The organism is Micromonospora inaquosa (assembly GCF_003857055.1).
Classification (GTDB): domain Bacteria; phylum Actinomycetota; class Actinomycetes; order Mycobacteriales; family Micromonosporaceae; genus Micromonospora; species Micromonospora inaquosa.
The window spans coordinates 20,811-28,218 of the sequence record NZ_QGSZ01000235.1 but is presented as its reverse complement, the minus strand read 5'-3'; the positions used below and the strand labels follow the sequence as shown (position 1 = coordinate 28,218).

General features: G+C 70.6%; 5 protein-coding genes. 4 read left to right on the top strand and 1 reads right to left on the bottom strand.

Going from position 1 to position 7,408, the window contains the following annotated elements; all coding sequences use genetic code 11:
* Window positions 1-104: 104 nt before the first annotated feature.
* A complete protein-coding gene (locus tag DLJ59_RS20430; RefSeq protein WP_124774240.1) occupies window positions 105-1,565 on the bottom strand; it encodes a CCA tRNA nucleotidyltransferase in 1,461 nt (486 codons plus the stop codon).
* 126 nt (window positions 1,566-1,691) lie between these two features.
* On the opposite strand from DLJ59_RS20430, the gene murJ reads away from it, so the two are divergent.
* The 4 genes from murJ to DLJ59_RS20410 all read left to right on the top strand — a co-directional run bounded on the left by murJ (window position 1,692) and on the right by DLJ59_RS20410 (window position 7,233).
* Complete coding sequence (gene murJ, locus DLJ59_RS20425; protein WP_124774239.1) at window positions 1,692-3,443, top strand: murein biosynthesis integral membrane protein MurJ; 1,752 nt, start codon at window positions 1,692-1,694, stop codon at window positions 3,441-3,443.
* A gap of 445 nt (window positions 3,444-3,888) precedes the next feature.
* A complete protein-coding gene (locus tag DLJ59_RS20420) occupies window positions 3,889-5,493 on the top strand; it encodes a protein kinase family protein (RefSeq protein WP_124774238.1) in 1,605 nt (534 codons plus the stop codon).
* A 43-nt stretch (window positions 5,494-5,536) separates the two neighbouring features.
* Window positions 5,537-6,253, top strand: coding sequence for an RNA polymerase sigma factor SigM (sigM, locus tag DLJ59_RS20415; protein WP_124774237.1), 717 nt, complete (start codon window positions 5,537-5,539; stop codon window positions 6,251-6,253).
* A complete protein-coding gene (locus DLJ59_RS20410; RefSeq protein ID WP_124774236.1) occupies window positions 6,250-7,233 on the top strand; it encodes a hypothetical protein in 984 nt (327 codons plus the stop codon). Before sigM ends, DLJ59_RS20410 begins: the two co-directional genes overlap by 4 nt.
* The last annotated feature ends 175 nt before the right edge of the window (window positions 7,234-7,408 follow it).

The window sequence follows — 7,408 nt, the reverse complement described above, 5'->3', positions numbered from 1 at the left end:
CCCCTCCTCGCGCGATCTTGCAGTTTCGGCTGGCGATATGGGCAGAGCGCCCCTTTATGTCGCAGCAGAAAGTGCAAGATCGCGCGAGGAGGGGTGGGGTGGGACTAACTGATGAGACCCTCGGCTCGGGCCCAGCGCAGCAGCTCCGCCTCGGCGGCGTCGCGGTCCAGTGGGCCGTGCTCAAGGCGCTGCTCCTTGAGGTGCTTCCAGGCCCGCCCGACCACCGGCCCCGGCGGTACGCCGAGCAGCTCCATGATCGCGTTGCCGTCCAGGTCGGGTCGGACCCGGGCCAGGTCCTCCTCGGCGGCGATGCGGGCGATCCGATCCTCCAGCGCGTCGTAGTCGGCCGCGAGTTGGGCCGCCTTGCGCCGGTTGCGGGTGGTGCAGTCCGAGCGGGTCAGCTTGTGCAGGCGGGGCAGCAGGTCACCGGCATCGGCGACGTAGCGGCGCACCGCCGAGTCGGTCCACTCGCCCCGCCCGTACCCGTAGAAGCGCAGGTGCAGCGCGACCAGCGCGGTCACCTTCGCGGTGACCTCCTTCGGGTACCGCATCGCCTTCATCCGGGCCTTGGTCAGCCGGGCGCCGACCACCTCGTGGTGGTGGAAGCTGACCCGGCCGTCGGACCCGACCGCCTTCGTCGCCGGCTTGCCCACGTCGTGCAGGAGGGCGGCCATCCGCAGGATGAAGTCACAGCCCTCCTCCTCGTAGGAGACCGCGTTCTCGACGACCGTCAAGGTGTGCTCGTAGACGTCCTTGTGCTGGGCGTGCTCGTCGATCTCCAGCTTCAGCCCGGTCAGCTCCGGCAGGAACCGCTCGGCCAGCCCGGTGTCGACCAGCAGCCGCAACCCGGTGATCGGGTCGGCGCCGCAGAGCAGCTTGGTGAACTCGTCGCGGATCCGCTCGGCGGTGATCCGGTCCAGGTCGGCGGCCATCTCGGTCATCGCCAGGTGCACGTCCGGGTGCACCGCGAACCGCAACTGGGCGGCGAACCGGGCGGCCCGCAGCATCCGCAGCGGGTCGTCGCCGAACGACTCACCCGGCGTGCTCGGGGTACGGATCACCTTGGCCGAGATGTCGGCCAGCCCGCCGTGCGGGTCGGTGAACCGGTGGTCCGGCAGGCTGACAGCCATCGCGTTGATGGTGAAGTCGCGCCGCTTCAGGTCCTCGTCGAGGCTGGTGCCGTACACCACCACCGGGTTGCGGCTGACCTGGTCGTACGACTCCGCGCGGAAGGTGGTGATCTCCAGCCGGAGGCCGTCGCGCTGAGCGCCGATGGTGCCGAACTCCCGACCGGTCTCCCAGATCGACTCGGCCCAGCCCTTGATGATCCGCAGGGTCTCGTCGGGGTGCGCGTCGGTGCAGAAGTCGAGGTCGTCCCCGAGTCGACCGAGCAGGGCATCCCGCACCGAACCGCCCACCAGGTGCAGTTCGTGACCGGCGCGGACGAAGCGGCGGCCCAACTCGTCGGCGACCGGGGACACCCGGAGCAGTTCGGCGACGGCGTTGCGCTGCGCGGCGGTGAGTTCGCGGCGGTCGGCGGCGTGAGGAGCGGAGGCTTCGGACATGGGATCGCCAGCTTATCGGGCCAGGGTGTGATCCGATCCGCCGGGCGCGGGTAACGGTTGTGGGTTGACTATGGTCTGTGGCGTGCGGGTCGGTGTCCGACTCGACGTACCCCTGGGAGGCTGGAGATGAGCGGCGGGCTCTACCGCAGCGCCAACGCCGCGAACGACGGCGGGGCCGGAACCCGTCCCGGGGACGGTGCCACGTTCATCTCCGCCGAACCGCTGAACCAGCCGGCGATGGAGTCGACCGCGCCGCCGCAGGAGCAGGTGGGTGAGGCGAGCGCGGCGGCCAACAGCGCGGTGATGGCGATCGGCAGCCTGGTCAGCCGGGGCACCGGCTTCCTGCGCACGTTGGCGTTGACCGCCGCGCTGGGTGGGGCGCTGGTGGGTGACGCGTACACCACCGCGCAGATCCTGCCCGGCATGGTCTACGAGTTCCTACTCGGCGGCATCCTCACCAGCGTGCTGATCCCCGTGCTGGTTCGCCGGCGCAGGGTCGACACCGACGGCGGTCAGGCGTACGCCCAGCGGCTGCTGACCCTCGCGGTGCTGGCCCTGGCCGCGGCGGCGCTGATCGCGGTCGCCTTCGCCTCGGTGCTGACGTCGCTCTACGCCAGCGACAAGACGGGGACCGACTTCCGGAACCTCGTCACGGCACTGTCGTACCTGATGTTGCCGATGATTTTCTTCACCGGCCTCAGCGCGCTGATCAGCGCGGTGCTCAACACCCGCGGGCACTTCGCTGCGCCGATGTGGGCGCCGATCCTCAACAACATCGTGGTGATCGCGACCGCCGGACTGTACATAGCGATCTTCGGGGCGGAGATCGTCAAGCCGGACGAGATGACCACCGGCCGGATTCTGCTGATCGGTGGCGGCACCCTGCTCGGCGTCGCGATTCAGGCCGCCGGGCTGCTGCCGGCGCTGCGAAAGGTCGGCTTCCGGTGGAAGTTCCGGTTCGACTTCCGGACCCTCGGGCTGCGGGAGCTGGGACGCCTCGGCGGCTGGATGTTCTGTTACGTCGCGGTGAGCCAGGTCGGCCTGATCGTGCTCTTCAACCTGCTGAACCGGGCAGGTAAGGAGAACGCCGCCGGCCCGCTGATCTACAACAACGTGTTCCTGCTGCTGATGATGGCGCACGGCATCATCGCCGTATCGATCATCACCGCACTGATGCCCCGGATGAGCGCGGCCGCGGCCGACGGTCGGTACTCCGACGTCGCCGCCGACCTGTCCCGGGGCACCCGCACCGTCTCGGCGGTGCTCGCCCCGATCGCGGTCTGCTACGCGGTGCTGGCGACTCCACTTGCCGTGACGCTGTTCCGCTACGGCGCGTTCACCGACGAGAACGCGGCGGACACCTCGCTGGTGCTGCTCCTGGCGGCGCTGGCGCTGGTGCCGTTCGCGATCAGCCAGCTCTTCACCTTCGCCTTCTACGCCCTGCCGGACACCCGCACCCCGGCGCTGATCAACATCCCGGTGGTGGCCCTGCGAATCGGTGTGCAGGTGGTGCTCTACGTCGCCTTCGCCGCCCACTTCGCCGCGGCCGGGATGATGATCGGCAACGCCGTGTCCTACTTGGCGGCGGCGTTCGCTTCGGCCTGGCTGCTGCGGCCCCGGGTAGGTCGGATCGGGATGGGCGCCATTCTGCGCACCCTCGGCCGAGTGGCGATCGCCGCGTTGGGGGCCGCCCTGGTCGGCCTCCTCGTCGTGAATCTCCTGCCCGGCGGCGACCGGCCAAGTTGGATGCAGGCTGTCGTGCAGCTCGTGATCGGTGGCGCGGTGATCGGCGGGACCTACCTGGGTCTGGCCATGCTGCTGCGGATCGGGGAGATCACCGAGGTGGTCGGGATGGTCCGCCGCCGTCTCGGTCGCTGAGCGACAGCATCCGATTACAACAAGTTGGCACTCATGCGGACCGTGACCACGGATCACCAGGCTGGGGATGCTCTTGTGGATAACTCCGCGATTCGCCGGTCAACCACCGCTTCAGCCTGTGGATAACCAACCGTACGGCTGAGCGTGGCGAACCGATCGGTGGGAACGTACGAGGCAGCGCGAGCGCCAAGCCGCCTTAGCCCCGGCGTCGGCTACTTGCGGTGAAGCCGTAGATTAGCTAGTACATGTGCCAGCAACGTGGCTGACAACGGTCGTAACCGGACGACTTCTCCGACTGCCAGAACCCCGCCAGTTACGGCGGGAAGATGACATGTCGGAGAGACGGGCAACCCGGGTAAGGTCGCTCTCGACGGGTACGGCAGGGGTCGACGCTGGGCGTCGACACCGGTCGGCCGGTTCCTTCAACGGCAGAGCGGGAAGCCACATGCCCAGCAGTTCGGGTTCATCGATCGACACGATCACCGAGGGAGGACGGGTGACCCAGGTCGGCGAGGGTCAGGAGGCGGACGAAAGCGCTCCTCCGGTCATGACCTTCGGTGCTCCCACGGCCGGTGAAGTCCTCGCCGAGCGGTACGAGCTGGTTGAGCACATCAACAACGACAGTGCGGGTCGGCTGGTCTGGCGCGGGGTCGACGTCATCCTGCGCCGCCCCGTTGCCGTGGTGCTGCGCTACCCGGGTGGCGACTCCGCCACCGAGATGCTTCAGGCCGCCGTCGCGGCCAGCCGGGTCATCCACCCCAACCTGGTCGGCGTGTACGACGCGATCGACGAGGCCGACCGGGCGTACGTGGTGCGCGAGTGGGTCGACGGGCAGTCCCTGCGGGATCTGGCGGCCGACGGCCCCCTGGATCCGGCCCGGGCCACCGCCATCGGCAACGCTGTCGCGAGCGCGCTCGCCGCGGTGCACGCCACCGGCATGGTGCACGGCAATGTCCACCCCGGCACCGTCATGATCAGTGACGAGGGCCGCGTGGTCCTGGCCGACGCCCGCACCGACGGCGCCGACAGCCAGGAGAACGACATCCGGGCAGTCGGCGGTGTCCTCTACTTCGCGCTGACCGGCTCCTGGCCGCACGCCGAGGCACCGCTGCGCGGCGCCACCGCCGGCCACGGTCGCGCCGCCATCCCGGACGCTGTTCGGGACGCCGGAGCTGCCATCGCCGCACCCCGCCAGGTTCGGGCGGGCGTCCCGGCGTACCTGGACGACCTGACCATGGACCTGCTCGACGCCGAGATCGCGCCGCCGTCCTCCGACGTGCTCGCCGCCGAGTTGGCGCGACTGGACGTGCCGGCCGAGGACGAGCACTACCTCGACAACAGCGGGCCGCTGCGGTTTGCCGCCGAGACCGGGGAAGAGCCGTCGCCGCTGGCCGCGGCGGGGGGTCGCAAGGTCGCCGTCGGCATCGCTAGCCTGCTGGCCGTCGCCCTGGTCGGTCTGCTGATCGGGATCATCGCGCTGGGCGGCGACGACGACCCGCAGTCCAACCCGGTCGCCGCGCCGACCTCCAGTGCCCCGGCCGGTGACGCCACCCCGGCCGCCGCGACGGCCCGCAAGCTGACGATCAAGGACGTCCGGATCATCGACCCGGACAGCAAGAACCGCAGCGAGGTCCGGGACGCCGAGAAGGTCATCGACGGTGACGAGGACAAGGGCTGGGAGACCGAGACCTACCTGAACAGGCCCAACTTCGGCAACCTGAAGAAGGGCATGGGCGTCTGGATCGACCTCGGCGAGCCGCACACCGTCAAGTCGGTGCAGGCGGTGCTGTCGGCCACCAACGCGTCCGCCCAACTGCTCGCCGGCACCACCAACCCGCCGTCCAGCCGCAGCGGTGACAAGCAGTTGGTGGCGAGCTACAAGACCCCCATCGGCCAGCCGTTCGAGGACCACGACGGCACCACCATGACGTTCAACGGGTTCGACGCCGACCAGAAATACCAGTACCTGCTGTTCTGGATCACCGAACTGGCTCCGGTCGAGGGCGGGTTCAAGCTGGGCGTGCAGGAGATTACGGTCCAGGGGTCGTGAGCCGGGCGCCACGATCCAGGCACCGCACGCACTGGACGCGGTGATGGACGGACGTGCCGCCGCGACGGACCTGGAACTGCTGCGCGCGCACGTAGCCGGAGACGGGGACGCCTTCGCCGAACTGTTCCACCGGCACCGCGACCGGTTGTGGGCGGTGGCCCTGCGGACCCTCGGCGACCGCGAGGAGGCCGCCGACGCACTCCAGGACGCCCTGCTGTCGGCCCATCGCGCGGCGGCCCGCTTCCGCGGTGACTCCGCCGTCACCACCTGGCTGCACCGGATCGTGGTCAACGCCTGCCTGGACCGGATCCGACGTCGGCAGGCGCACCCGACCGTGCCGCTGCCCGACGGCAACCGGGCCGAGGACGGATCGGGCACCGGCCGGCTGGAGCCGGCAGCACCGGCAACGGACCACGACACCGTGCTGGTGGTCCGCGAGGCGCTCGCCGCGCTGCCCGTTGAGCAACGCGCCGCGCTGGTGCTGGTCGACGTGCAGGGCTACTCGGTCGCCGAGGTCGCCCGCATCCTCGGCGTCGCCGAGGGCACGGTGAAGAGCCGATGTGCCCGGGGCCGGGCCCGGCTGGCCGTGCTGCTCGGGCATCTCCGCCCCACTTCCGTCGGGAAGCCCTCGGCTCGACCGGGCCCGGCCGCGCCGATCACGGGCGTGCCGGGCGTCACGCCAGGGAACCCCAGCCCGGTGGAGGGCGTCGGATCCAGGTCGGGTGGGTACCGGCGGGACGCCAACCAGGAGGACACGTGACGACCGAGGGGTTCCGGGAGGTCGACGCCGACCTGCTCGCTGACTACCTCGGCGGGGCGTTGGACGGCACTCCGCAGCAGAACGAGGTCGCCCAACTGGTAGCCAAGGACCCGTCCTGGGCCGAGGCGTACGCGCTGCTGGCCCCCGCCGTGGCCGAGGTCCGGACGGACCTGACCCGCTGGGCCGAGCCGTCCCCGGAGATGCCGTCGGCGATCACCGACCGTCTCCTGGCCGCGCTGGCCTCCGCGCGGCCGACGAACGACACCTCGACCGAGGAGGCGCCCAGTGGCGATCCGGTGACGCCGCTGGTCGTACCGGCGCAGGGCGGGGCCGGTCGTCGGCCGCCCGCTCCCACACCCGTCGGGCGCAGGGTGTCGTCCAGTCCGGGCCGCCGCCAGCGCGGCTGGGCCCGCCGTGGCGCACCCGTGGCCGCTGCCGCGATCGCCGTCATCGCCGTCGCGCTGGGCCTCAACCAGTTCTCGATGCGCGCATCGGACGACTCCAGCGGGACAACTGCCCTGAACCGACCGGCGAGCGCGCCCGAGGGCGTCGCGGGGTCCGGAACGGTCCGCACCACCGGGCCGGCACTGCACAGTGGTACGAACTACACCCCGCAGACCCTCGGTGACGCCTACGGCCCGAACGCTCCGGCTGCCAGCCGGGCGACCGGCAACACCCCGGGCGGGCAGCCGCAGGTGGATGCCGAGGGCGACCGCCGTCCCTCACCCGACGGGTCGGACCAACTGGCCCGGCTGACCGACGAGGTCGCGTTGACCAGCTGTCTGGCCGGCGTAGCGGCGGAGCACGGATCGGCCCCACTGGTGGTCGAGGTGATCGACTACGCGCGGTTCCAGGGCGATCAGGCGCTGATCATTCACTTCACCGACGCGACCGGAGCCCGGTGGGCCTGGGTGAGCGGCCCGGAGTGCGGAGTGCCTGGGTCCGGCTCGGACAGCCGGTATTCGTCGCGGGTAGGGTGAATCCACGGTCGATGGCACGATGACCGCCCACGTGACCTGACCCACCGGATGCCCGGCTCGGGAATCCCCGGTTCGTACGATGACGTTCTGGAAGTCAGCTGCCGGCCTCACCCAGGCGTCGGCAACTCGGATCAGCATCGGTGCTCGCGCCGACGCCGAACACACACAACTCGGG